The following is a 23,262-nucleotide window of genomic DNA, read 5'->3' on the forward strand; positions in this document are numbered from 1 at the left end:
CTACGCTTGCTATTACGCGTACCGGCAGTACTACGGCGAGGGAGAGAACCAGATGCGTCATGGCATTACAAAATATCGGGGACCAGTGCTCCGGATTCTAACTACGGATCGAACGAAAAAACAAGCGCGACGCACCAGCGCGTTTCTTCACGCCTTCCCGTCCCGCAACAGGCGCCGCAGGATCTTCCCGACATTCGTCTTCGGCAATTCGTCGCGAAACTCCACGAGGTGAGGGACTTTGTATGCGGTCAGGCTTTCGCGACAATGGGCAATGATCATCTCGCGGGTCAGCGAGGGGTCCTTGCGCACGACGAACACTTTGACCGCTTCGCCGGTGCGCTCGTCCGGCACGCCCACCGCGGCGACCTCCAGCACGCCCGGATGGCTTGCGACGACATCCTCGATCTCGTTCGGAAAGACGTTGAAACCCGACACCAGGATCATGTCCTTCTTGCGATCGACGATGCGCACAAAGCCTTTGTCGTCGATCGTCGCAATGTCACCGGTGCGCAGGAAACCATCGGGCGTAAAGACGTGGGCCGTATCCTCCGGCCGATTCCAGTATTCGCGCATCACCTGTGGTCCTCGGACGCACAGCTCGCCGGGCTGCCCGAGCTGCATTTCGCTGCCGTCGTCACCGCGAATGCTCACTTCCGTCGATGAAACGGGCAGGCCGATCGAATGATTGAAGGCGGGCAGATCCAGCGGGTTTATGGTCACCGCGGGCGAAGTTTCGGTCAGCCCGTAGGCCTCGATGAGCGGCTTTCCGGTGATCCTGCCCCACCGCTCCGCCACCTGCTGCTGCACCGCCATTCCCCCGCCAAGCGCGATGTGGAGCCGGGAGAAATCGAGCTTGGCAAAATCCGGGTTGTTCAGTAACGCATTGAACAGCGTATTGACGCCGGTAATGGCGGTGAATTTGTACTTGGCCAGCTCCTTGATGAAGCCGGGAATGTCGCGAGGATTGGTGATCAGCACGTTCGTCGCGCCGAGCTTGAAGAACGTCAGGCAGTTCGCAGTCAGGGAAAAAATATGATAGAGCGGGAGCGCCGTGATGATGATTTCCTCGCCTTCATACAGGAAGGGCCGGATCCAGGCGTGTGCCTGCTGCAGGTTCGCGATGATGTTGCGATGGGTCAGTACCGCCCCCTTCGCCACGCCGGTGGTGCCACCCGTGTATTGGAGAAAGGCGATGTCGTCGTGTCCGACGCTCACCGGCTCGAGCGGGAATGCGGCGCCCCTGGATAACGCCGCCGAAAAGCTCACATGGCCCGGGAGATTCCATGGCGGCACCAGCTTCTTGACCTGCCGGACAACGAGATTGACGATCAGGTTTTTCGGAAAACCGAGCATTTCACCGAGGCTCGTGACCACGATGTGAGGCATCCTGAGCTTCGGCAGCACGTGTTCGAGCGTGCTGGCGAAATTCTCGACGATGACAATCGTCTCGGCGCCGGAGTCGCGGAGCTGGTGCTCCAGTTCACGAGCGGTGTAAAGCGGATTGACGTTGACGACGACGTAGCCGGCCCTGAGCACTCCGAACATTGCGATCGGGTATTGCAGCAGGTTAGGCATCATCAGCGCAACGCGCGCCCCCTTCGGAAGCTTCAATGCGCCTTGCAGGTAGCCTGCGAACCGGGCGGACAACCGGTCGAGTTCGGCATAGCTGATGCCCTTGCCCATGTTGATGTAGGCGGTCCGATCGCCGAACTGCCGTACGCTGCGGCTGAACAGGTCGCCGATGGAGCTGAACTCGCCGGGATCAATTTCTGCGGGAACGCCACGGGGATAACTCTGCAGCCAGATCTTTTCCATCATCGACTCCTTCAGCTAGAAAACCGCTGCCGGCAAGCGTGATGGGCATGCTCGTCCGGGACCTGCTCGGAGCCAGACGCACGGCGCCGGTTTCCAGCCTGTAACCGGAGCCGCGGCGATCGTCACGCCTCCTCACCGGACTCGCAAATCCGCCGCAACGGGAAGCTACTGCGTTATTTTTCGTCCTCTTCGCCTGGCTCGCGCGGCCAGTTGCGAATGTAGTTTTTCAGCATCCGGTTCTCGAAACTCTGCTCTTCAAGCACCGCCTTCGCCACGTCATGGAAGGACACCACGCCCATCAGCGTATTACCGTCCATCACTGGCAGATAACGCTGGTGGTGATCGACCATGAGGCGGCGCAGCGCGTCCATCTCCATGTCCGGGGACGCGATCATCGGTCCGGAAAGCATCGCCGCTTCAACGGGCATCTCGGCCCATCCCGCCCCGCCTTGTATACCGCCTGCAGCACCTCGCGAAAGGTCAGCATGCCGGTCATCTGGCCCTGCGAAAAAACCACGAGCGAGCCGACGTCCTGCTCCGTCATGATGGCTACCGCTTCAGCCATGCTCCTGCTGGGGGCAATCGTATAGAGCACCTTGCCCTTGATCGCAAGAATCTCGCTCACCAGCATTTGTGTTCCCCCACCATTTTCATGTAATTCACCTTGAGCGATGTTAGTGGATTGTCGTGAGCGCGAACAGCGCCTGCATAAATCGCCGCACTCGCCGTCGCGGCGTCCGCGGACGTCGAATGCGGCTCTCCACTTCGTTATTCGGGTTTCTTATTTGGCCAGTTCGTCGAGCTTGCCCGTTCGCTTCGCCCACTCGTCGGCATCCGGCAAAGGATCCTTGCGTTCGACGATGGGCTTCCACTGCTGCGCGAGTTCCGCATTGAGGGCGATGAAATGGCGCTGCCCCTCGGGGACGTCGTCCTCGGCAAAAATGGCTTCCACCGGGCACTCTGCGACGCAGAGGGTGCAGTCGATGCATTCCGTCGGGTCGATCACAAGGAAATTTGCCCCTTCCCTGAAGCAGTCCACCGGACAGACGTCAACACAGTCAGTGTACTTGCAGCGGATGCAGGCTTCAGTTACAACATAAGTCATTATTTGAACTCCATCAGTTCGATACACGGTCAAAATGGGCGATACTCCCAGTGCTCACAATATAGCCGAGAGAGCCCGCTTCATGCCATTGCCGCCACCCTCGGCTCACCAACGCAGCGCCCGACCCGGAGAACTTCTTGACGCGCGGGCCGGCTTCGCATAACTTTTCGGAAACTCCCAGCACAAGGCGGTTCGATTCCGCCTTTGTCGACCGGGCCCGTCGGGGCCCGTCCCCTATCCGAAGCACTACCGTTACCCCTGATGCGAGGAAACATGAGCGAGCATATCCACTACGTCACTGACGGCAATTTCGAAGCCGAGGTGCTTCAGTCGCAGACCCCCGTGCTGGTCGACTACTGGGCCGAATGGTGCGGTCCGTGCAAGATGATTGCGCCGATCCTGGACGACGTCGCCAAGGAATACGCCGGCAAGCTGAAGGTCGCGAAGCTCAACATCGATGAAAACCAGGAGACGCCCGCCAAATTCGGCGTGCGGGGCATTCCGACGTTGATGCTGTTCAAGGGCGGCAACGTCGAAGCCACCAAGGTCGGGGCGCTGTCCAAGTCCCAGCTCACCGCCTTCATTGACAGCAACCTCTGACCAGCGCTACAGTCCAGGTCGTTTCCGCGGCGCCTTCCGCGCCCCGTGCCGAAATTCCCGGCGCCGCGATTGCCTCTCTCCCCGATCCCTTCACCTGCTTCATCCAATAGCGCCTTGTTGCGCCCTCTCGCCATGCAATTATCGGAGCTGAAGTCCCTCCACGTAAGCGAACTGCTGGAAATGGCCATCGCGAATGAAATCGATGGCGCCAACAGACTGCGCAAACAGGAACTCGTGTTCGCCCTGCTCAAGAACCGGGCGAAGAAGGGCGAACCGATATATGGCGACGGGGCGCTCGAAGTCCTGCCCGACGGGTTCGGATTCCTGCGTTCCCCGGACATTTCCTATCTTGCCGGAACCGACGACATCTACGTTTCCCCGTCACAGATCCGGCGCTTCAACCTTCACACCGGCGACACGATCGAGGGCGAGATCCGCACGCCCAAAGACGGGGAGCGATATTTCGCGCTGGTCAAGCTGGACAAGATCAACGGCGAACCTCCCGAGGCCTGCAAGCACAAGATCCTCTTCGAGAACCTCACGCCGCTGCACCCGAACGAATGCCTCAAGCTCGAACGGGACATCCGCGGAGAAGAAAACATCACGAGCCGGGTGATCGACATGATCGCGCCGATCGGCAAAGGCCAGCGCGGACTGATCGTCTCCCCGCCGAAGAGCGGCAAGACGGTGATGCTGCAGCACATCGCCCACTCCATCGTCGCCAATCATCCCGACGTCGTCGTCATCGTGCTGCTCATCGACGAGCGCCCCGAGGAAGTGACCGAGATGCAGCGATCGGTCAAAGGTGAAGTGGTCGCCTCCACCTTCGACGAACCCGCTTCTCGCCACGTGCAGGTCGCCGAGATGGTGATCGAGAAGGCCAAGCGGCTGACGGAGCACAAGAAGGATGTCGTGATTCTGCTCGACTCGCTGACGCGCCTCGCACGCGCCTACAACACCGTGGTGCCCGCTTCCGGCAAGGTGCTCACCGGCGGCGTCGACGCGAACGCGCTGCAGAAGCCCAAGCGCTTCTTCGGCGCTGCCCGGAACATTGAGGAAGGCGGATCGCTGACGATCATCGCGACCGCGCTGATCGACACCGGCAGCCGCATGGACGACGTGATCTACGAAGAGTTCAAGGGCACCGGCAACATGGAGTTGCACCTCGATCGCCGCATGGCCGAGAAGCGGGTTTACCCGGCCATCAACGTCAATCGGTCCGGCACGCGCCGCGAGGAACTCCTCCTCAAGCCCGACGTACTGCAGAAAGTGTGGATCCTGCGTAAATTACTGTACGGCATGGACGACATCGACGCGATGGAATTCCTGCTGGACAAGATCAAGGCCACCAAGAGCAACGGTGAGTTCTTCGACGCGATGCGGCGCGGCTGAAGCAGAACGCTCAAGTCATAACGCCACCCGAGGGTGGCGTTTTTTATTGCACCGTTCCGGAGGAGGCTCTACAGCGGGACTCTACAGCCGGCCGCCTCTCCGGAGTAGTTATTTGTACTCGAAGAAGCCTTTGCCTGACTTGCGGCCGAGGTAGCCCGCCTCCACCATCTCCACGAGAAGCGGAGCCGGGCGATACTTCGGATCCTTGAAACCCTCGAAGAGCACCTGCATCACCGCGAGTTCCACGTCCAGACCGATCATGTCGCCAAGCGCGAGCGGGCCGATTGGATGGTTGCAGCCGAGCTTCATGGCCTCGTCGATCTCGGCCGCGCTCGCGAGGCCTTCCCCGAGGGCAAAAATCGCCTCGTTGATCATCGGACACAGCAGCCGGTTGACGACGAAACCCGGGCTGTTGCGCACTTGCACCGGCGTCTTGCCGACCGCCCGGGCAAGCGTCTCGACGGCCGCGTAAGTGGCGTCGGATGTTTGCAGGCCGCGAATGAGTTCCACCAGCGCCATCACCGGGACGGGATTGAAGAAATGCATGCCGATGATTCGCTCGGCGCGTCGCGTGGAAGCAGCGAGCTTCGTGATCGAGATCGATGACGTATTGCTCGCGATGATCGCTTCGGGTTTTGCAATGGCGTCGAGTTGCTCGAAGATTTTCAGCTTCAGTGCGAGGTTTTCGGTTGCCGCCTCGATGATGAGGTCGCAGTCGCTCATCGCGCCAAGCTCCGTCGATCCGCTCACCCGCGCAATCGCCTCAGCCTTCTGCGCTTCGGTCATCTTGTCTTTCTTGACGAGCCGATCGAGGCTGCTGCTCAGGGTCGCCAGACCGCGCTGCAACGCGGCTTCCGCGACGTCGCTCATCACGACGTCGAATCCTGCCACCGCGAACGCCTGGGTTATGCCGTTTCCCATCGTTCCGGCACCGACGATCCCGATTTTCTTCATATTCATTGTATGTCCCGCTCCTGTCGTTTAACGAACACATCGGCATTGCCATCGAGGATCCCGTACCGAAGCGTATGGGAAAACTCTAGCGCAATTTACCTTGCTGATGCCAGCGCCGCGAACGCCCGCCATCGCAGCCATCCCTTACTCACGGCGGCCCGTACCCAATTCTGGATGATCGCTTTCCGATGACACTCGCTTGACGGGATCGGGATAGGGGCGGCCAGAGTACCTGACCGTTCCCCTCCCACACCACCCGGCATGCGGGTCCGCACCGGGCGGTTCGAGCAGTTGAGGTCATGAGAGCCGGGGTACGCCGAGCCGGTCGAAGTAGGCAATCGGCATCACACGATTGAGCGCGAGGCGGCTGTTATGCCACCATCGGCGACTGTTTGCGGCGATCCGCTGAGCGTCCGTCTTCGAGGCGCCCAGCGCCAACAACTCCCGATACATCGTTGTCCCCCGACGCCAGTGCTTGAGCTGCAGCGCACGCAGCCGATGACGTAACCACTCGTCGAGTTCGCGGAACACCTTGGGCGTCTGCGCAAGCTGGAAGTATGTCTTCCAGCCCGGCATGTAAGTCCGCAGTCGTTCGGCGACCTCCGGCAGGCTGCGCCCGCCCGAGCGTCGCGTCATTTCTCGGATGCGTTGCTTGAAGGTTTCCAAAGCCTTTCTTGCGACGGCGCATTTGATTCGATCACCCGCACTGCGCCACAGCTCGTAGCCCAGAAACTTGCGATCGTCGGTATCCCCAACTCACGCACCCCGCTACCGGGCTTCGGGATCTGGACGCGCCGCACGGCTTGAGGCCGGTAACTGCCGTCCAGTAACGCTTCCCGAAGCCGGGGCCAGTGCGTCTTCAGGTACGCCGCCGTCTCGGCGATCGACAACCCATCCACCCCGGCACTGCCGCGATTGGCTTTGACGCGTTTCCACGCCAGCACCATGTTCTCTCTCGCGAGCGCCTGCGCGAGCAGGTCGTCTCGCCCTGAGCCTTCGGTTTCATGCCGCGCCGGACGTGCTTCATCACGCATCGCTTCGGGTCTGGCTTCACCTCGCCCTCCCGCGTTGCGCCCCGGTTGCCCGGGCTTCTGATGCACTGCACTTCCGAGCGACATGGCCTTCGGCCCTCCTACTCGTTCGGCCCTTCGCCCCGTACCGGCAGCTAATACGGCCTTTGCTGACTTCTCGCTCCGGCTTGTCACCGTCGGCCTTTCAGCCACAAGGCGAGATCTCCCCAGGTAAGAACGCACTCCTTCGCTGCACAACCGCCGGATCTACGCCACTTCGCCTTGATCACGAGAGCTTCGCGGTTTTCGGCCCGCTCGCCCTGCTCGGCAGCGCCTTTTATCCGATTCTTGTCCATCGGCTCGCAGCTTCGATCCACGCTTCCTTCCCACACTCGGTCGCCCTCATGCAGTTGCGCTTCACTTCGTTCGCTGTGATCAACTTACGGCGGGACTTGCACCCGCAAGAGTGCGCCCATGCTGGGCGCACCGAAAAAAAGGGAGCCCGAAGGCTCCCTTGTCTGTTGGCGGAGTGGACGGGGCTCGAACCCGCGACCCCCGGCGTGACAGGCCGGTATTCTAACCAACTGAACTACCACTCCGCGCTGACCTGCTACCGGCAGTTTCCTGCCGGTTTGCGCGTCGCCTCACGGCGACCCACGTCGTTTTGGCGTCCCCACGGGGATTCGAACCCCGGTTACCGCCGTGAAAGGGCGATGTCCTAGGCCTCTAGACGATGGGGACATCGTCGCTTTCTTCGGTTGGTGGAGGTAAGCGGGATCGAACCGCTGACCTCTTGCATGCCATGCAAGCGCTCTCCCAGCTGAGCTATACCCCCACGACAGAGCAGAGAACTATAGCGCTCGATTGAACGCACTGCAAGCACAGCTTGTTCGCCGGTCAGAATCGACTGCACCAGCGAACGACACACCAACACAGCTGCTATGAAACTGGCGGAGTGGACGGGACTCGAACCCGCGACCCCCGGCGTGACAGGCCGGTATTCTAACCAACTGAACTACCACTCCGCGCTGACCTGCTACCGGCAGTATCCTGCCGGTTTGCGCGCCGCCTCACGGCGACCCGCCTTGTTCTGGCGTCCCCACGGGGATTCGAACCCCGGTTACCGCCGTGAAAGGGCGATGTCCTAGGCCTCTAGACGATGGGGACATCGTCGCTTTCTCCGGTTGGTGGAGGTAAGCGGGATCGAACCGCTGACCTCTTGCATGCCATGCAAGCGCTCTCCCAGCTGAGCTATACCCCCTGACCCGAAAGAGCGCGCATTATAGGGCTACCCAATCACACTGTAAACCCCGAATTGCGATTATCTTTGCATCTCACAAAACCTTGCCGGGATTCATCAATCCGCGCGGATCGATGCTTTCCTTTATCGCCCGCATCAACTCCAGTTCGACTTCCGATTTGTAGCGCCGGACCTCGATGCGCTTGAGCTGACCGAGGCCGTGCTCCGCGGATATCGAGCCCCCGAGCTGGTCGACGACATCGTGAACGATGCGATTGACTTCCTCTGTTCTGGCGATGAAATGGGCGTTTTCCTGCGCGTCCGGCTTCGACAAGTTGTAGTGGAGGTTCCCGTCGCCAATGTGGCCGAAGGCAATGATGCGCGCATCCGGCCATACCGCCAGAAGGGCAGCGTCGGCCCGTTCGAGAAATTCCGGAATCCTGCTTACCGGAACCGAGATGTCGTGCTTGATGCTGACGCCTTCCAGCCGTTGCGCCTCGGAGACGTTTTCGCGCAACGCCCAGAGGGTTTCGGCCTGCGCCAGGCTCGAGGCGACCGCAGCATCGAGTACCAGTCCCGCATCCATCGATTCGGCCAGCGTCCGCTCGAGCATTTCGTCCAGCGGCGCATCGGCAAAAGCGTCCATCAACTCCACGAGCACAGCCCATGCGCCCGGGTCGGCAAGTGGCGGCCGGGCGCCGGAAAAGTGCTTCAATACCAGGTCGAGCGCCGGGCGGCCGACGATTTCGAACGCCGTCACCCGATCGCCGCCTGCATTCCTCAGCCGGGCGAGAAGCGTCACGGCTGCTGCCGGATCAGGTATCGCGACCCAGGCGGTGGCACGGCTGCGCATGCGGGGAAAGAGCTTCAGTGCCGCCGCGGTGACGATACCGAGCGTGCCCTCCGCACCGATGAACAATTGCTTCAGGTCATAGCCGGTGTTGTCCTTGCGCAATGTCCTCAGCCCGTCCCATACGCGGCCGTCGGGCAGGACGACTTCGACGCCAAGCACCAGGTCTCGCATGTTGCCGTAACGCAGGACATGGACGCCGCCGGCGTTCGTGGATAAATTCCCGCCGATCTCGCAACTCCCCTCCGAAGCGAGCGACAGCGGGAAAAGCCGATCGACCGATGTCGCCTCCTGCTGGACGGCCGCAAGGGTGCAGCCCGCCTCGGCGATCAACGCATTGTTGGCGGGATCGACCGCGCGAATGCGATTCATGCGTGACAGATTGATCACCACCGTCTGCCCGTCCGGCAATGGGGTGGCACCGCCGCACAGGCCGGTATTTCCGCCTTGCGGGACCATCGCCACGTCCGCCGCCGCACAGGCGCGTACGACTGCCGCAACTTCGGCCGTCCCGGCGGGCTTGACGACCGCCAGCGCGGTTCCCGTATAGCGCCCGCGCCAGTCGGTGAGGTGGGGCGCCATCGACTCAGGGTCGGTGAGCACATGCGGCGCCCCGACGGCCCCCGCAAGCGTGCGTAGCAACTCGTTCATATCGGGCAACTCCGGTTCAACCATGCCCCAGGCAGTATCGCAACGTCGGCAGCATCCGTTCGACCGCCGCCTCTCCTTCGGCAATGGCCTCCGCAGCGCGATGAAAATCCATCGGCCCCAAGTGGCCCAGGCGCGGAGAGATCTGCACATCGGCCGGCTCGCCGGCAAGCCGGCTGCGCGCGATACGAACCTGCATGATGTTGATGCTGCTCGTGAGGACGGTCAGAAGCGAGGGCAGGTTTGCCTCACGCAACGGATTCTGACCGTTTCCCGGCTCACCGTTCCCGCCGCTGGCGAAAAAGCCCAGGCGTCCGAACAGGCGCTCCGTCCAGCCGATACCGGTTTCGGCCTCGGCCGGCACCGGACGCCAGGATTTTCCGATCATGTCCGACCCCAGATCGACCGCGATCACGACATCGGCTCCCATCGCGCGGCACAGGGAAACCGGCACCGGGTTGACGAGGCCGCCGTCGACGAGAAGGCGGCCATTGTGGATGACCGGTGTGAACAGCCCGGGAAGCGCGATCGAGGCGCGCACGGCGGCCGAAACGCTTCCTTCCCGCAGCCAGATCTCCCGCCCGGTTTCCAGTTCGGTGGCGACGCACGCAAAGGAGCGCTGGAGTTCGGAAAAATCCCGATCGACGAAATTGCGTTCGAAAAACTGGATGAGTTTCTGTCCGCGGATCAGCCCGCCCCTCAGGCTGACGTCGAGCAGCGAAACGACGTCTTGCCATTTCAGGGACTGCGCCCATTCGGCGAGCTTCGTGAGGTCCCCCGCTGCCATCGCCGCGCCGACGAACGCTCCGATCGAACATCCGCAGATCACCTGGGGCTCGATTCCTTCGCGAGCCAGCGCCTGCAGGACGCCCAGGTGGGCCCAGCCTCGCGCCGCACCGCTGCCCAGAGCCAGGCCGATGACCGGGCTGCTGCGGGGCACGCACGGGAGCGCCGTTTCGTACATGGCGCTAGCGGGACATCACGGGAGCGGCCTGGCGTAAAGATCGTGCACGTCGCAGTCGGTGACGCGCACCTTCGCGAATTCGCCGGGTACCAGCCCGTCGCCATCCGGGATGATGACCAGCCCGTCCACTTCGGGGGCATCGCTGCCCGAACGGGCAACCGCGCCTTCATCGTCGACTTCCTCGACGAGCACGGTGATGTCGCGCCCGATCCAGCGTTCGAGGCGCTGCGTCGAGATGTCTTCCTGGAAATCCATCAGACGCATCCGCCGTTCCTCGCGAACCTCATCCGGCACCGGGTCGGCCAGCAGATTGGCCGCGGCGCCTTCGACAGGCGAATACGCGAATGCACCGACGCGATCGAGCTGCGCCTCTTCGAGGAAATGGAGCAGCTGCTCGAAATCTTCATCGGTTTCACCGGGGAAGCCGGTGATGAACGTCGAGCGGATCGTCAGATCGGGACAAATGCTGCGCCACTTGCGGATTCGTTCCAGGACGTTTTCGACATTCCCGGGGCGCTTCATCGCCTTGAGGATGCGCGGACTCGCGTGCTGGAACGGCACATCCAGATACGGCAGGATCTTGCCTTCGGCCATCAGTGGAATCAGTTCGTCGACGCTCGGATACGGATAGACGTAGTGCATCCGCACCCATACCCCGAGCTCGCCGAGCGCCTTCGCCAGGTCGATCAGTCTGGTCTTGAGCGGACGGCCGTTCCAGAAGCCGGTGCGATATTTCAGGTCGACACCATAAGCGCTGGTGTCCTGCGAGATCACGAGGAGTTCCTTCACGCCCGAATCGACGAGCGATTCGGCCTCGCGCATGACGTCGTGGATCGGACGGCTGACGAGGTCGCCGCGCATCGACGGAATGATGCAGAAGCTGCAGCGATGGTTGCAGCCCTCGGATATCTTGAGGTAAGCGTAATGCGCCGGGGTCAGCCGGATTCCCTGAGGCGGAATGAGATCGGTAAAAGGATCGTGCGGCTTGGGCAAATGCTGGTGCACGGCCTTCATTACCGCGTCGGTGGCATGCGGGCCCGTCACCGCCAGCACCTGGGGGTGGGCCGCAAGGATGACATCGTCCCTGGCGCCGAGGCATCCCGTCACGATAACCTTGCCGTTTTCGGCGAGCGCCTCGCCGATTGCGTCGAGCGACTCCTCGACTGCTGCATCGATGAAACCGCAGGTATTGACAACGACAATATCCGCGTCATCGTAGCTGCCGGAAATGTCGTAGCCTTCTGCACGCAAGCGGGTCAGGATATGTTCGGAATCGACCGTGGCCTTGGGGCAGCCGAGGGACACGAAGCCGACGCGCGGTACGCTGTGGGGTTTCTGCTGGGTCATGCTCTCTGTTGGAACCCTCTGCGACACACCTTCGTGGCCGCGGGCGGGGTTCTCCTTATTTCTGGGTGGCGCGGCCGCCCTTGCCCGTGGTGTTTTCTGCCGGTGCATCGGTACCGATGGCCGTTTTCCCAGCCGTCTCGTCCTTGCCCGCAGGGGTGTAATTGGGGAACGGGAATCCGGTGAAGATGTTGCGGGTCTGGCTCTCGATCTGTTCCTGCATCTGGGAGAACATCTTCTTGCTCTGCTCGACGTAGGTGCCCATCACGCTTTGCAGCGCAGGGCCCTGGAAATTCAGGAACTGCGCCCACAGGTCCTGGCTGATCGGACTGTTCTCGCCATAGATGGCCTGCGCCTGTTCCTGCAGCTTTCCCTGCATTTCGGTAAAGGCCTTGATGTTGTTCTCAAGGTACTTCCCCATCATTCCCTGCGTTGCGTTGCCGTAGAAGCGGATCATGTGGGCAAGAAGATCGCTGGTGAACATCGGCGCGCCGCCGGCTTCTTCTTCGAGGATGATCTGGAGCAGGATGCTGCGCGTCAGGTCCTCAGTGGTTTTTGCGTCGACTACCTGGAATTCTTCGCGGCTGAGCACCAATTCCTTGACGTCCGCCAGGGTGATGTACGAACTGGTCCGGGTGTCGTACAAACGGCGATTCGGGTACTTCTTGATCAGGCGCGCTTGCTCGGCCATATTCGCTTTTCTCCTCGACGGCGGTCGATTCCGCTCTGTAAAAAATTATACCGCGCCGCCAAAAGAAAAACCCCGCCATTCGGCGGGGGTTCGCAATCGTCGACAGGCTGCGGATGCTGCATCAGCACATGTGGAGGCCGCCGTTGATGTTGATCGTCGCGCCGGTGACATAGCCGGCCAGGTCGGAAGACAGGTAGGAGCACAGGGCGCCGATTTCTTCCGGCTTGCCCAGGCGCTTCATCGGGACGCTGTCGATGATGCCCTGGCGGATGTCTTCGCGAATCGCCATCACCATCTCGGTGCCGACATAGCCCGGCGCGATCGCATTGACGGTCACGCCCTTCGTCGCGAGTTCCGCGGCCAGCGCTTTTGTGAAGCCGAGCACGCCCGCCTTGGCGGTCGAGTAGTTGGCCTGGCCGGCCTGGCCCTTTATGCCGTTCACCGAAGAAATATTGATGATCCGGCCGTAGCCCCGTTCTGCCATCTTCGGCGAGATGTGATGGGTGACGTTGAAGAGGCTGTTGAGATTGGTGTTGATGACCGCATCCCACTGCGCCTTTTCCATCTTCGGAAAGAACTTGTCGCGCGTGATGCCGGCGTTGTTCACCAGCACGTCGATCGCTCCGACGTCAGCCTCGATCTTCGCAACCATCAGCCGACAGGATTCGTAATCGGACACGTCGCCTTCGGCGGCGATGAAATCGAAACCGAGTTCCTTCTGCCGTCCCAGCCACTCATCCTTCTGCGGGAAACCCGGCAGACAATTGGCCACAACCTTCATTCCGTCCTTTGCCAGCGCCTGGCAGATCGCGGTACCCAGGCCGCCCATGGCGCCGGTGACGAGTGCGACTTTCTGGTTCATTTGCAATCCTCTTGCTGCAATTGGGTGTTGAGGAATCACAGGCAGTCGCGCCTTCGCCGGCTGCCCCGCTCTTCGGTTGGCTGACAGGCGGCACCCGAGACGCGGGTACCACGAGCGGGGAGATTATAAGCACATTTGTTGCACGATGCTGCAATGCAATAAGCAAAAACGGCGTGCTCCTGCTGCCGGAACACGCCGTCATCGCGTCTTGCGGATGTTGCTCAAGAAAACGCCGGGCCACCCCAAGTTATCTTGTCCCCCTCGGGGGGCGGAAACGGCAAAGCCGTTTCCTGGGGCGCTCAGAACATGTGCTGACCACCGTTGATCGAGATATTGGCACCGGTGACGAACGCCGCTTCCTCGGACGACAGGTAGGCCACCAGCCCCGCGATTTCTTCCGGCTTGCCCAGGCGCGCCACCGGAATCTGCGGCAGGATCTTGGTGTCGAGAATCTCCTGCGGGATCGCCATCACCATCTTGGTGCCGATGTAGCCGGGCGAGATCGTGTTGACGGTCACGCCGGAACGAGCCACTTCCAGTGCCAGCGCCTTCGTGAAGCCGTGCATCCCGGCCTTGGCCGCAGAGTAGTTGGTCTGGCCGAACGCACCCTTCTGGCCATTCACCGACGACACGTTGATGACCCGGCCCCACTTGCGCTCGACCATTCCGTCCATGACCTGCTTGGTCATGTTGAACACGCTGTCGAGGTTGGTCGAGATCACCGCATCCCAGTCCGCCTTGGTCATCTTGCGGAACGTCATGTCGCGGGTGATACCGGCGTTATTTACCAGCACGTCCACCGGGCCGACCTCCTTCGTCACAATTTCGACGCAGGTCCTGGCCGAATCGAAATCCGACACGTCGCAGGGAAAGGCGCGAAAACCGTAACCCATGTTGTTCATCGTCTGCAGCCACTCGCCGGCTTTGGCGTTACCCGGCGAATGCGTGGTCACCACCCTGTAGCCCAGCGCCGCGAGCTTGATGCAGACCGCTTCGCCCAGGCCACCCATACCTCCCGTTACCAGTGCAACTCTCGCCATGTTCTAACTCCTCTCCCGTTTCGTCTCTCGAAGGGTCTGTAACAATGCCCGGCAGCGCCCCCCGTAACCGCTGCCGCGAGCTGATTCTTCTTGTCGGCTATCGTGTCAGGCCTTTTCCTTCACGTACCGGCCCGGCGCCGGTTCGATCGGCTTGTAGGTCGCATTGCCGAGGCGCCCGCGTGCCGCAACCTGCTTGCCGCCGCGCAGCTTCAGCCACTCGATCCAGTGCAGCCACCAGCTGCCCTTGCGTTCAGCGGCACCTTCCAGCCATTCGTCGGGGTCGGCGACGGCGGAAGGATTGACCCAGAAGCTGCGGCGATTCTTCGAGGCGGGATTGATGGCTCCGGCGATATGCCCGCTCGCGCCCAACACGAAAGTCGTATCGCCTCCGAGCAGACCGCGCGACAGGTATGCGCCTTTCCACGGCACGATGTGGTCCTCGCGAGTCGCGAGCAGGTAGGCCGGCACATCGAGCTTGCCCAGATCGACCTTGACTCCGAGGACTTTGAGCTTGCCCGGCACCCGGAGGTTGTTTTCGAGGTACATGTTGCGCAGGTACCACGTCAGGAACGGTCCCGGCAGGTTCGTACTGTCCGAATTCCAGTACAGCAGGTCGAAGGGCGGCGGCGTGTTGCCCTTCAGATAGTTGCCCACGACGTACTGCCAGATCAGGTCGTTGGCACGCAGCGAAGAAAAGACGTTGGCAAGTTCCTGCCCCTTGAGCAGCCCGCCCTTGCCGATCGCCGCTTCGCGCGCGGCGACGCTCGCTTCGTCGACGAGACAGGCGAGTTCCCCGGCGTCGGCGAAATCGAGCAGCGTCGTCATCAGCGTCACGCTCTCGACCGGCTCCTCGCCGCGGCCGCGCGCGACCGCCAGGGCTGCCGACAAAATCGTGCCGCCGACGCAGAAGCCGAGCACGTTGGGCTTTTTGACGCGGGTCACCGCGCGCACAACGTCGAGCGAGGTCAGCACGCCCTTGTCGACGTAATCGTCCCACGTGAAATGCCCACCCTCCGGCCCGACGTTCTTCCACGACACGAGGAACACCGTGAAACCCTGCTCGACGGCGAAGCGCACGAGCGAGTTTTCCGGCTGCAGATCCAGCACGTAATACTTGTTGATGCTCGGCGGAACGATCAGCAGCGGGACCTGCGCGACCTTGTCGGTGAGCGGTGCGTACTGGATCAGCTGAACGAGTTCGTTCTCGTGGATGACCGCGCCCGGCGTGACGGCCAGATTGCGGCCGACTTCGAACGCCGCCTCGTCGGTCATCGAAATGCGGCCTTTTTCGAGATCCGCGATCAGGTTCTTCAGCCCCTTCGTGATGCTTTCGCCCTTGGTCTCGAGTGCCGTCTTGATGAATTCTGGATTGGTTGCGGCGAAGTTCGACGGCGCCAGCGCATCGATATACTGCCGGGTGAGAAACTGCACTCTTGACTTGGCCCGTCCATCGGCCATCGGCACCGCGTCGGAAACCTGCTGGAGGAATTCGGAGTTCAACAGGTACGCCTGCCGGACGTAATCGAACACCGGACTCGACGCCCATTCCGGCGACAAAAACCGACGGTCGCCGGGGGGCGGTTCCACGATCGGCGCCGCCTGCTCGCCGGGTTTGCGCTGCAGCAGCGCAGACCACAGCGCCGCATGCCGCTCCGCGAACTGATGTTGCATGCGCCCGAGCTCCTCGGCCTCCGGCAAGGGAAGACGCTGGACCGCTGCCCCGGAGCTGTCCTGCATCGCGGCGTGCTGACGCCCCACGGCGTCAAAGAAGTTCTGCATCATGGCCTGGCCGAACTGCAGCATTCCCTGCACTGCTGCGTTCGCCTGCTTGTCTTCCGAATCAGACATCCGCCCCTCCTGAGGCATGGGTTCGGGCCGCTTCCGGGCATATCCCGTCGACCCTGGTGGTGTGCCGTCCTTCCCCGCTGCTTGCCGGGCATACGGCCGCGGGCACAAGCCGGGTAGAATCGGCAATCATGTACATTGTCGCCATCGCGTGGTCATACGTGGTTCTGCTCGCTGCAATTTCCGACACCACGGTGATTGGCGGCGTGCTCACTTTCATATTCTGGGGGGTGGGACCGCTAGCCCTTTTCCTCTGGCTGTTCGGAACCCCGGCACGACGTCGGAGCGCACGCAAGAGCGGCGGCGACGAAGAGACAGGTGCCAACGATAGAGCCGATTCCACCCTCGATCAATAGTACCGATCATGCGGCCGGCCTAAGGCGCCAACCATACCATTGACACGAAGCGCCCCGTGATACCCTCCCTCCGGTAGGAAAAAAAACGTTCCCGACTGGCATGAGTGCAGAGGCCGCCGCCGTACGCGCGCGCGACGCCGAGCCGGGCCAGCCGCAGGCGCGCGAGCAGGAACAGATCGGCCATCCACTTGCCGGCCCCGGCGGCGGGCCGAAAGGCGATCGCGGCGGCTCGATCGGCCGCGACGAATGCCTCGCGAACCTCGTCGCCAACCTCGAAAGCAGCTGGCCCGATTGCCGGACCCAGCCATGCCATCACGGTCGCAGCGGGTACGCCCATGCGTGCCAGCGTCGCATCCAGCACCCCTGCGGCAAGACCGCGCCAGCCCGCATGGGCCGCCGCGACAACGCTGCCTTCGTCATTGCAGAAGAGCACCGGGAGACAGTCGGCCGTCATCACGGCGCATACCGCGCCGGGCCGCCTGGCGACCGACGCATCGGCGCAGGCCGGGGCGCCGCTGCGGTCGGCGTCGGCGTCGGCGACCGCCACGCCATGTACCTGCTCGAGCCACGCCGGCTCGCCGGGCAGGCACCGCCGAAGCAGGGCCCGATTATGTTGCACGTCGGCGACCGAATCGCCGACGTGCAGGCCGAGATTCATGCTCGCGTACGGCCCCGTACTGACCCCGCCGTTGCGCGTCGTCACAAGCCCGCGCACGCGCGGCGGGGCCGGCCAGTCCGGCTCGATCCAGTCCTGCGTCACGACGCGGATTCCTCGCGCAGGCTCGCCAGCAGCGCTTCGAAATCCTCAGGGAGCGGGGATTCCCAGGTCATCTCGGCGCCACTCGCCGGATGCAGCAGGCCGAGCCGGAAAGCATGCAACGCCTGCCGCGCGAACGCGTCCAGCACCGAGCTGCCGCTGCGGCGCAATCCATAGGTCGCGTCGCCGACCAGCGGATGACCGATATGCGCCATGTGGACGCGGATCTGATGCGTGCGGCCGGTTTCGAGCTGGCACTCGACGAGCGTCGCGCGTGCAAAGCGCTCCCGAGGGCGATAGCGGGTCACCGCGGCTCGCCCCGACTGCACGACCGCCATGCGCGTACGCTGGGTCGGATGGCGGCCGATCGGCGCATCGACGATTCCCGGTCCGGCGACGGCGCGGTGCACCAGCGCGAGGTAGTGGCGCCTGACGGTGCGCGCCTGCAACTGGCGCACGAGGCCGGTCTGGCTTTCCAGCGTCTTCGCGACGACCAGCAGGCCGCTGGTGTCCTTGTCGAGCCGGTGGACGATCCCGGCCCGCGGCACGGCCGCCAGTTGCGGGGCGTGATGCAGCAGCGCGTTCAGGAGCGTGCCGCTCCAGTTTCCGCTGCCGGGATGGACCACCAGCCCGACCGGTTTGTCGATGACCAGGATTTCCTCGTCTTCGTGCACCACCGCGAGCGGAATGTCTTCGGGCGCTTCTGCAACGGCTTCGGGTGACGGGGCTGCATCGACCTCGAGCGACTCCCCGCCCCAGACCTTGAACTTGGCATCGGGCTGGTCGCCGTCGAGGCTCACCCGGCCGGACTTCAGCCATCCCTGCAGGCGGCTGCGCGAGTGGGACGGAAACAGCCGCGCCAGCGCCTGGTCGAGCCGCAGCCCGGCACAGTCGGCCGGAATCGTCAATCGGTGATGCAAAGGCGCCGCATCCTGTGGGCTATAATCGTCCGGTTCATTCACGCGAGTCTTTTTGATGGCCAGGGTCACCCTTCGAAGTTTAGCGGTTATCGCCGCCCTGCTGCTTGGTGGTTGCGGTTCGATGCCCGAACAGATCGACGAGACGGCAGGCTGGAACGCGCAGCGTCTCTACTCCGAAGCCAAGACCTTCATGAACGAAGGGGCATACGAGCAGGCGATCAAGCTCTTCGAAAAGCTCGAAGCGCGCTATCCGTACGGTCGCTATGCGCAGCAGGCCCAGATCGAGGTTGCATACGCCCAGTACAAGTCAGGCGAGCCGGCGCTGGCGATCGCCGCCGCAGACCGCTTCATCAAGCTTCATCCGAATCACCCGAATGCCGATTACGCCTACTATCTGAAAGGCCTCGCGACGTTCAACGAAGACCTCGGGCTGCTCGCCGGATTCTCCAACCAGGATCTTTCCGAGCGCGACCCGAAGGGCGCGCAGGAGTCGTTCGACACGTTCGGCCAGCTCGTCAAGCGTTTCCCCGAAAGCCGCTACGCCGAAGACGCGGGCCAGCGGATGCAATACCTCGTCAATGCCCTCGCCGCGCATGAAGTGCACGTCGCGCGCTACTACTATCGCCGTGGCGCCTACGTCGCGGCGATCAACCGCGCCAAGACGGCGATCGAGACTTACCCGCAGGCCCCGGCCGCCGAAGAGGCGCTGTTCGTTCTGGTGAAAAGCTACGACACGCTCGGCATGACCGAGCTGCGCGACGACGCCGACCGCGTGATGCGCAAGAATTTCCCGAACAGCGTCTATTTCGCCGGCGGGCCGAAGGACAACCGGCCCTGGTGGCAGCTCTGGTAAGCGCCGCGGCAGGGCGGAACAAGTTTCCACCCTGCCGCAAAGGAACATCCCCTCGTCAGCTCCGGCCGTACGTATCCTCGAAGCGCACGATGTCGTCTTCGCCGAGGTAACTTCCCGACTGCACCTCGATCATCTCCAGCAGCATCTTCCCCGGGTTTTCGAGGCGATGCGTGACGCCCAGCGGGATGTAGGTCGACTGGTTCTCGGACAGCAGGAAAGTCTCGTCGCCGCGCGTGACTCTCGCGGTGCCGCGCACGACGATCCAGTGTTCGGCCCGGTGATGGTGCATCTGCAGGCTCAGCGAGGCGCCCGGCTTGACCTCGATGTGCTTGACCTGGAAACGGCCGCCGGTGTCGATCGAATCGTAGCAGCCCCACGGCCGGTGTATCTTGCGGTGCGCCAGCGCCTGCGGGCGGCTGTCGGACTTGAGCCGCGCGACGATCTTCTTGACATCCTGCGTCTGGTCCTTGCGCGCGACCATCACCGCGTCGGGCGTTTCGACGATCACCAGTCCCTCGACCCCGAGGCAGACGACCATCCGGCTCGTCGCATGGACGAGGCTCCCCGTCGTGCCCTCGAACATCACGTCGCCGCGACCGGAATTGCCGTCGTCGTCCTTGTCGGCAAGCGTCCACAGCGCGTCCCAGGCGCCGACATCCGACCAGCCGACGGACATCGGCACGACCTGGGCCGCGATGCCGAGTTCCGGCGTCGCGGCGAGCTTCTCCATCACCGCGTAGTCGATCGAATCCGACGGGCAGGCCTGGAACGCCTCGCGACCGACCCTGACGAAGTCGGCGTCACGGCCGGCCGACTCGAGCGCCGATTCGCACGCTGCCAGCATTTCCGGATTGAAATGCCCGAGCGCCTTCAGCCACACGCCGGCCTTGACCATGAACAGGCCGCTGTTCCACAGGTACGCGCCGCTCGCGACATACTCGGCCGCAGTCTCGGCGTCGGGTTTCTCGACGAAGGACGCGACCGCGTGAATGCCGGGGCTCGCCTCGTCGCCGACGCGGATGTAGCCGTAACCCGTTTCGGCGCGCTCCGGCACGATGCCGAACGTCACCATCGCGCCGGCCAGCGCGGCTTCGATACCAAGGTCGACCGCCCGGTGGAAAGCCTCGCGGTCGCGGATGACGTGATCGGCCGGCATCACGAGCAGCACCCCGTCGTCGCTGTCGCGCCGCACCGTCAGCGCGGCAAGCGTCAGTGCCGGCGCGGTGTTGCGTCCGACCGGTTCGAGCAGGATGTGGTTCGTCGGGCAGCCGGCCGCGCGCATCTGCTCGGCCGTGATGAAGCGGTATTCCTCGTTGCACACGACGAGCGGCTGCTCGGAAACCTGCAGGCGCCCGGAAAAACCGGCGAGGCGAAGCGCGGTCTGCTGCAGCATCGTTTCGTCGCCGATCAGCGCCAGCAGCTGTTTCGGATATTGCTCGCGGGATAACGGCCACAGACGCGTGCCGGAGCCGCCGGACAGGATAACGGGGTGAAGTTTCATTGCTGGATCCGTCGAGATTCGGTAGGGACCGGCGTTCGCGCACGCCGGAGTCGGGCGCAGGCGCCGCCCGGCACGCGCGAGGATACGATAAAAACCCGTTTGCCATTTCGACCGACTGCAAGAGAGTGTGATCGCGGGCACTGAAACCTGCCCGTTCACTGCGCTGCCCGACTTCCCCCTACAGCTCCGGCCCCGGCGGGCGGCAGGGGGAACGCCCTCAACTTCCCCGCATGCGGCCGATCTCGCTTTCGAGTCCGTAGAGCTTGACCTTCTGGTACAGCGTGCTCTTCGCGATATCGAGCTCGCGCGCGGCGCGCGTGAGGTTGCCGTGCGTCGTGGCGATCGCACGACGGATCAGCTCCGCTTCGCCTTGCGCGATGCTGCTCACGGACGCAACAGCAGGGGCCACGCGTCCCGCCGGGCGCGGGAAACCCGTCGTGTCGGCGTCCGGGCCGGACATCAGCTCCGGCGGCAGTGCGTCGAGGCCGACGCATTCCTGGTCGCTCATCAGCAGCATGCTCTCGATGACGTTGCGCAGCTCCCGCACGTTGCCCGGCCAGGCATAGTTTTCGAGATGCACGAGCAGTTCGTCGTCGAGCCGCCGCGGTCCGAGGTCGTGCTGCTTGCAGAAGCGCTCGACGAAATGCTCCGCCAGCGCACGCACGTCGCCGCAGCGCTCGCGCAGCGGCGGAATACGGACCGACGTCACTGCGACGCGATAGTAGAAGTCCATGCGGAAGCGCCCGTCGGCGACCTCCTTGCGCAGGTCGCGGTGAGTCGCCGCGACGAGGCGGAAATTGACCTTGCGCGGCACGTTCTCGCCGAGCCGGTAGATTTCGCTCTGTTCGAGCACGCGCAACAGGTGCGGCTGCAGGTCAAGCGGCATCTCGCCGATCTCGTCGAGGAACAGCGTGCCGCCGTTCGCAGCCTCGATCTTGCCGACCAGACCACCACGGCGCGCACCGGTGAACGCGCCCTCGACATAACCGAACAGTTCGCTCGCGAGCAGTTCGCGCGTCAGCCCGCCGCAGTTCAGCGCGACGTAAGGGCCGTCGCGGAAGGGGCTGGCCTTGTGCAGCCCCTGCGCGAACTCCTCCTTGCCGACGCCGGTCTCGCCGAGCAGCAGCACCGGCACTTTCGAGCGTGCCAGCTGGTCGGCCTTGCGCACCGCCTCGCGCAGCCCCGGGTCGCGCGTGACGATCGTCGCGAAGCCGGCAGGGATGTTTGCCTCCCGGCGCGCAGGCTCGCGTGACAAGTCCCGTGCGCCCTCGCCCGACACGGCGCGCCCGAGGCGCGGCAGCGGTACGACGAGCAGCGTCCCGAGCCGCTGGCCGCGACTGTCGAGCACCGGCTCGAGCCATTCCGGCTGCAGCCACGCGGGCAGACAGGAATCCTGCCGCAACTGTCCGTGCTCGTCGATCGCCAGCCCCGGCATACGGCGTGGTTTGGCGAGATCGACTTCGGCGCCCAAAGCGGACATCGCCGCCTGTGCGATCTCGTTCATCTTCACCGGATACCCGCGGCGATCGAACAGCACCAGCCCGGCCACGGCGCCCGACCAGCGCGGCAGCGACGCATCGAGCAGCACGTAGCGCCGCTCCATCTCGCACATCGCGATCTTGCTCTCGATGCGGCTGGCGGTCGTCACGACCAGCGCGAGGCTTTGCCGGCTGTAGCTTTCCGATAACCCGGACACATCCACGACGCCGATGATCTCGCCATCGTGCGGATGGCGGATCACCGTTGCCGAACAGGTCCAGCGCTTGATGCCGGCACAGTAATGCTCGGCCGAATGGATCTGCACCGGCTCCCCGACGGCAAGCGCGGTACCGATCGCGTTGGTGCCGCAGACTCGCTCGGTCCAGGACACGCCGGGGATCAGGTGGATGCTTTCGGCGACCCCGAGCGTCGGATCGTCGCCCTCCATCGACAGGATCGTGCAACTCGTGTCCGCGAGCACCATCATCGTGCCGGTTTCCGCGAGGAAGTCGCGTGCACAGGCCATGATCGGCGCGCTGGCTTCGAGCAGTTCGCTGTTGTGCTGCTTGAGCGAGAAGAGCGCCGACTCCTCGACCGGCGGCGGCGCACTGCACTTGTCCGGGTCGACATTCTGCTGCTGGCAGCGCTGCCACGATCCGTCGATGAGCGTGCGCAGCGAGTCGGCGGGTCGGCCGCCGTCGAGAAAGCGTTCCCAGGCCGCCATCACTGCAGTGTCGTTGCGAGGGTCGGAAAATATCTGCCCTTCCGGCATCCGTGTCATCAAGTCTCCTCCTCGGGCGCGCTTCGCGGCAGGCCGAGGCAAGCACGGCCAGGGGGTGAAGTCTTGTGGATTCTGCCCGCGAAGGCGCATCGAATGTGTTTTGGATGGTCAGCTCTGCGGCTGATCGAAAGCTGCGACATCAGCATCCGTCGCAGCCTTAGCAGAATAGCAAAATGGATGCCATGAGACACATCAAAGGAAACATCTCTTCACACTCTGATGGCGAGGACCCTCCGTCGCGGAGGGTCCGGGCGG

General features: G+C 63.3%; 20 protein-coding genes, 6 tRNA genes and 1 pseudogene. 4 read left to right on the forward strand and 23 right to left on the reverse strand.

What is annotated here, in order from left to right:
• Positions 1-147 precede the first annotated feature (147 nt).
• The 3 genes and pseudogenes from GO606_RS18970 to fdxA form a co-directional block, all read right to left on the reverse strand.
• The gene (locus GO606_RS18970; protein WP_169117056.1) at positions 148-1,815 is read right to left on the reverse strand and encodes a long-chain-fatty-acid--CoA ligase; all 1,668 of its coding nucleotides are present in this window, start codon (positions 1,813-1,815) and stop codon (positions 148-150) included.
• Positions 1,816-1,988: 173 nt separating this feature from the next.
• Positions 1,989-2,446, reverse strand: a pseudogene (locus GO606_RS18975) (CBS domain-containing protein).
• 150 nt (positions 2,447-2,596) lie between these two features.
• Positions 2,597-2,920, reverse strand: coding sequence for a ferredoxin FdxA (fdxA, locus tag GO606_RS18980; RefSeq protein ID WP_169120754.1), 324 nt, complete (start codon positions 2,918-2,920; stop codon positions 2,597-2,599).
• 273 nt (positions 2,921-3,193) lie between these two features.
• Between fdxA and trxA the strand changes: the two genes are divergently transcribed.
• Entirely contained in the window at positions 3,194-3,520 is a 327-nt protein-coding gene (gene trxA, locus GO606_RS18985) for a thioredoxin TrxA (RefSeq protein ID WP_011238489.1), read from the forward strand.
• A gap of 132 nt (positions 3,521-3,652) precedes the next feature.
• On the forward strand, positions 3,653-4,912 hold the full coding sequence (gene rho / locus GO606_RS18990; protein ID WP_169120756.1) for a transcription termination factor Rho: 1,260 nt from the start codon (positions 3,653-3,655) through the stop codon (positions 4,910-4,912).
• A 108-nt stretch (positions 4,913-5,020) separates the two neighbouring features.
• Here rho and GO606_RS18995 read toward each other — a convergent pair whose 3' ends face one another.
• The 16 genes from GO606_RS18995 to GO606_RS19070 all read right to left on the reverse strand — a co-directional run bounded on the left by GO606_RS18995 (position 5,021) and on the right by GO606_RS19070 (position 16,363).
• Positions 5,021-5,872 (reverse strand): 3-hydroxybutyryl-CoA dehydrogenase, encoded by an 852-nt coding sequence (locus tag GO606_RS18995; protein ID WP_169120758.1) that lies wholly within the window; start codon positions 5,870-5,872, stop codon positions 5,021-5,023.
• Positions 5,873-6,163: 291 nt separating this feature from the next.
• Positions 6,164-6,502 carry a group II intron maturase-specific domain-containing protein gene (locus tag GO606_RS19000; protein ID WP_169120970.1) on the reverse strand — a complete coding sequence of 113 codons (339 nt, stop codon included), beginning with the start codon at positions 6,500-6,502 and terminating at the stop codon, positions 6,164-6,166.
• Positions 6,499-6,984 (reverse strand): reverse transcriptase family protein, encoded by a 486-nt coding sequence (locus GO606_RS19005; RefSeq protein WP_211166488.1) that lies wholly within the window; start codon positions 6,982-6,984, stop codon positions 6,499-6,501. The genes GO606_RS19000 and GO606_RS19005 overlap by 4 nt, the downstream gene beginning before the upstream one ends.
• A gap of 414 nt (positions 6,985-7,398) precedes the next feature.
• A tRNA-Asp gene (locus tag GO606_RS19010) sits at positions 7,399-7,475 on the reverse strand.
• Between the two features lie 66 nt (positions 7,476-7,541).
• Positions 7,542-7,617 (reverse strand) — tRNA-Glu (locus GO606_RS19015).
• Between the two features lie 18 nt (positions 7,618-7,635).
• Positions 7,636-7,711, reverse strand: a tRNA-Ala gene (locus tag GO606_RS19020).
• A gap of 113 nt (positions 7,712-7,824) precedes the next feature.
• Positions 7,825-7,901 (reverse strand) — tRNA-Asp (locus GO606_RS19025).
• 66 nt (positions 7,902-7,967) lie between these two features.
• A tRNA-Glu gene (locus tag GO606_RS19030) sits at positions 7,968-8,043 on the reverse strand.
• 18 nt (positions 8,044-8,061) lie between these two features.
• Positions 8,062-8,137, reverse strand: a tRNA-Ala gene (locus GO606_RS19035).
• 73 nt (positions 8,138-8,210) lie between these two features.
• Entirely contained in the window at positions 8,211-9,617 is a 1,407-nt protein-coding gene (locus GO606_RS19040; protein ID WP_169119672.1) for an FAD-binding oxidoreductase, read from the reverse strand.
• Between the two features lie 16 nt (positions 9,618-9,633).
• Positions 9,634-10,578, reverse strand: a complete 945-nt coding sequence (gene rssA, locus GO606_RS19045; protein WP_169119657.1) for a patatin-like phospholipase RssA — start codon at positions 10,576-10,578, stop codon at positions 9,634-9,636.
• A gap of 15 nt (positions 10,579-10,593) precedes the next feature.
• Positions 10,594-11,925, reverse strand: a complete 1,332-nt coding sequence (rimO, locus tag GO606_RS19050; RefSeq protein ID WP_169119658.1) for a 30S ribosomal protein S12 methylthiotransferase RimO — start codon at positions 11,923-11,925, stop codon at positions 10,594-10,596.
• Positions 11,926-11,980: 55 nt separating this feature from the next.
• Complete coding sequence (gene phaR / locus GO606_RS19055; protein ID WP_169119659.1) at positions 11,981-12,613, reverse strand: polyhydroxyalkanoate synthesis repressor PhaR; 633 nt, start codon at positions 12,611-12,613, stop codon at positions 11,981-11,983.
• A 121-nt stretch (positions 12,614-12,734) separates the two neighbouring features.
• Positions 12,735-13,475, reverse strand: coding sequence for a beta-ketoacyl-ACP reductase (phbB, locus tag GO606_RS19060; RefSeq protein WP_169119660.1), 741 nt, complete (start codon positions 13,473-13,475; stop codon positions 12,735-12,737).
• Positions 13,476-13,774: 299 nt separating this feature from the next.
• Positions 13,775-14,515: an acetoacetyl-CoA reductase gene (gene phbB / locus GO606_RS19065; RefSeq protein ID WP_169119661.1), complete on the reverse strand. Its 741-nt coding sequence runs from the start codon at positions 14,513-14,515 to the stop codon at positions 13,775-13,777.
• A gap of 105 nt (positions 14,516-14,620) precedes the next feature.
• Positions 14,621-16,363 carry a PHA/PHB synthase family protein gene (locus GO606_RS19070; RefSeq protein WP_169119662.1) on the reverse strand — a complete coding sequence of 581 codons (1,743 nt, stop codon included), beginning with the start codon at positions 16,361-16,363 and terminating at the stop codon, positions 14,621-14,623.
• Positions 16,364-16,491: 128 nt separating this feature from the next.
• On the opposite strand from GO606_RS19070, the gene GO606_RS19075 reads away from it, so the two are divergent.
• Positions 16,492-16,716, forward strand: coding sequence for a hypothetical protein (locus GO606_RS19075; RefSeq protein ID WP_169119663.1), 225 nt, complete (start codon positions 16,492-16,494; stop codon positions 16,714-16,716).
• A 19-nt stretch (positions 16,717-16,735) separates the two neighbouring features.
• On the opposite strand, the gene pgeF is transcribed toward GO606_RS19075, so the two are convergent.
• Complete coding sequence (gene pgeF, locus GO606_RS19080; protein WP_169119664.1) at positions 16,736-17,476, reverse strand: peptidoglycan editing factor PgeF; 741 nt, start codon at positions 17,474-17,476, stop codon at positions 16,736-16,738.
• A complete protein-coding gene (gene rluD, locus GO606_RS19085; RefSeq protein ID WP_246979745.1) occupies positions 17,473-18,435 on the reverse strand; it encodes a 23S rRNA pseudouridine(1911/1915/1917) synthase RluD in 963 nt (320 codons plus the stop codon). Before rluD ends, pgeF begins: the two co-directional genes overlap by 4 nt.
• A gap of 13 nt (positions 18,436-18,448) precedes the next feature.
• On the opposite strand from rluD, the gene GO606_RS19090 reads away from it, so the two are divergent.
• Positions 18,449-19,246, forward strand: coding sequence for an outer membrane protein assembly factor BamD (locus GO606_RS19090; RefSeq protein WP_169119666.1), 798 nt, complete (start codon positions 18,449-18,451; stop codon positions 19,244-19,246).
• A gap of 55 nt (positions 19,247-19,301) precedes the next feature.
• On the opposite strand, the gene GO606_RS19095 is transcribed toward GO606_RS19090, so the two are convergent.
• Entirely contained in the window at positions 19,302-20,747 is a 1,446-nt protein-coding gene (locus tag GO606_RS19095) for a mannose-1-phosphate guanylyltransferase/mannose-6-phosphate isomerase (protein WP_169119667.1), read from the reverse strand.
• 217 nt (positions 20,748-20,964) lie between these two features.
• Complete coding sequence (locus tag GO606_RS19100; RefSeq protein WP_211166749.1) at positions 20,965-23,007, reverse strand: sigma-54-dependent Fis family transcriptional regulator; 2,043 nt, start codon at positions 23,005-23,007, stop codon at positions 20,965-20,967.
• Positions 23,008-23,262 lie beyond the last annotated feature (255 nt).

The sequence above is a fragment of the Aromatoleum anaerobium genome, assembly GCF_012910705.2.
Classification (GTDB): Bacteria; Pseudomonadota; Gammaproteobacteria; order Burkholderiales; family Rhodocyclaceae; genus Aromatoleum; species Aromatoleum anaerobium.